General features: G+C 31.6%; 3 protein-coding genes. All 3 read right to left on the bottom strand.

The window, feature by feature from the left end:
* Positions 1–246: 246 nt before the first annotated feature.
* The 3 genes from H3V01_RS10880 to H3V01_RS10870 all read right to left on the bottom strand — a co-directional run bounded on the left by H3V01_RS10880 (position 247) and on the right by H3V01_RS10870 (position 1,700).
* Positions 247–579: a hypothetical protein gene (locus tag H3V01_RS10880; RefSeq protein ID WP_025331479.1), complete on the bottom strand. Its 333-nt coding sequence runs from the start codon at positions 577–579 to the stop codon at positions 247–249.
* Position 580: 1 nt separating this feature from the next.
* Entirely contained in the window at positions 581–766 is a 186-nt protein-coding gene (locus H3V01_RS10875; RefSeq protein ID WP_051506483.1) for a hypothetical protein, read from the bottom strand.
* Between the two features lie 643 nt (positions 767–1,409).
* Complete coding sequence (locus tag H3V01_RS10870; protein ID WP_025331481.1) at positions 1,410–1,700, bottom strand: hypothetical protein; 291 nt, start codon at positions 1,698–1,700, stop codon at positions 1,410–1,412.
* Positions 1,701–1,900 lie beyond the last annotated feature (200 nt).

The raw sequence follows: 1,900 nt of genomic DNA, 5'->3' as shown, positions 1-1,900 counted from the left end.
CCGCATGCTTAAACTTCTTATCTAGTTGCTTTTGCGTTATTCCCGTTAATTCACCGGCAAGAGAATTTGCACTCGTTCCCTTTCCAGCATTCCCCAAGCCGTTCTCATTTACTACATGCTCATCAAAAATTACTTTTTTTATTCGCTTGTTGAATGCTGTTAGTTATCAAACTTGAGATAAAAGTATAGACATCAAAGTAATATCCTAACAGGATTCAGATGAGGACTTTACTATTACCTCTAAATTTAAAAATAAAAAAATAGACCTGTTTTATATTTTATTGCATTATCAACTTGAGTTAATAATTGAATCAACGCTTCGCTATTATTTGATACTATTGAATTTTGAATAATACTTTTAGCCTTAATAAGCTTATCAAGATCGATTATCTTTTCATCTTCATAATCATCAATATTTATATCTAATTCATTATTAAGTTGATTAATAACATTACTCTCTAAGAGATTTTTATAATTATCTTCATCAAGAATTAATTCAATCAAATCACCATCCACACAATTATCTAAATCTAGGCGTTCCATTGCACTTTTATTTACTGGAACGGATATATTTTTCATACTATTTATTCCTTTTTATATTAAAATGAGTTGCCTCATTATATTCACCTTGACTTCGGCCAGCTTCTTTTCCATTCTCTAATAATTTGTTGTTAGGAATATTACCATTCAAATCCAAATAAGCTCTTTTTCCCGAAATATTAGGGTTATAAATTCGGAAGTAGTTTCCAGACAAATCCTCAACCACCTGTATACCTGTTGTTGGATTAGTATAAATTCTTTTTCCTTTTTCAGTTGTAGTTATTATTGGATTTGAGCCTGCAAACTCATTAATAGCCTTATCAAGACTTGCTGTAGCCCAATTACTTGAATATTGTTCTGCTCTAGCCGCACCGCCAGTTAGTTTTTCAGTATTTGTAACACCAGTCCCCTTTCCAGCATTCGATTTCCAGAAAACTGGTTAATCTGACCTATGCGGTGATACTCTGACCACTTTGTTGATGGTTGATGTATTGAGACAAACATATCTTATGGTGGAAATTATAACTACTGTCACCCATACGTATTATTTTGTCTCCTGCTACGGCTAACTCTCTGCCCACATGAGTAAGACCATCGTCAGAAGTAGATATATCGCCCTTCGTCTGAATGGGTTTGTTCAAGAGGTTTAATGTAGAGCAAATTACTAACTGATTCAATATGGGATTTTTAATTAAAAAAATCATACTTAGCAAAAAGATGACGGATATCATTAATAACATATTATTTTCTTATATCTTCCTCAGTAACCCAGACAAGCTACACACCCAGTTTTGAAACTGAAACTCATGTTTATTTCTTGTACATTCTAGGAAAATATTAGATCCCAGTAATGTAAAGGGATCTAGTTGCTAGGATTGATATATTACGTCGTAATTATTACCTAATTCTATTTGTAATTTTTCTTGTAAACATTTCCCTTTTTCTTTAAAGGCTATTTCTTCATTAATAGTTTTAAATCCAGATTCTAACGGGTTATCTGAATTCAACGTTTTATCATAGTCATCTGACCACTTATTTAACTCATTTTTGAGAGAATCACTGATTAGTAAGGAATCAGGATCAATATTTCCAACTTCATTATCCGAATCAATCCACAATGGATAACATTCATAATCAGCCATTAATTTTATTTTCTTCATTTACTTACTCCCCGCAGGATTTGCTCCAACAATAAAACCATTACTTCCAGTTGTAACAGCTATTCTTTGTTTTTGTCCATTAATCGTAATTTCATAAATTGGTCGTCCTGTTCCTTTTTCTTATATCCTTTCCATAGTATATTGATATTACTCATTTATAAACTTTCAGCAGACGTAGTTAATTTAAAATATATAATAAA

It is taken from the genome of Snodgrassella sp. M0351, from assembly GCF_016100575.1.
GTDB classification, from domain to species: domain Bacteria; phylum Pseudomonadota; class Gammaproteobacteria; order Burkholderiales; family Neisseriaceae; genus Snodgrassella; species Snodgrassella alvi.
Note: the sequence above shows the minus strand (reverse complement) of the source record. Positions and strands in the feature narration are given on the sequence as shown.

Coding starts and splice junctions, on each gene's coding strand:
- H3V01_RS10880 (WP_025331479.1), bottom strand. CDS start 579: ATGAAAAATATATCCGTTCCAGTAAATAAAAGTGCAATGGAACGCCTA.
- H3V01_RS10870 (WP_025331481.1), bottom strand. CDS start 1,700: ATGAAGAAAATAAAATTAATGGCTGATTATGAATGTTATCCATTGTGG.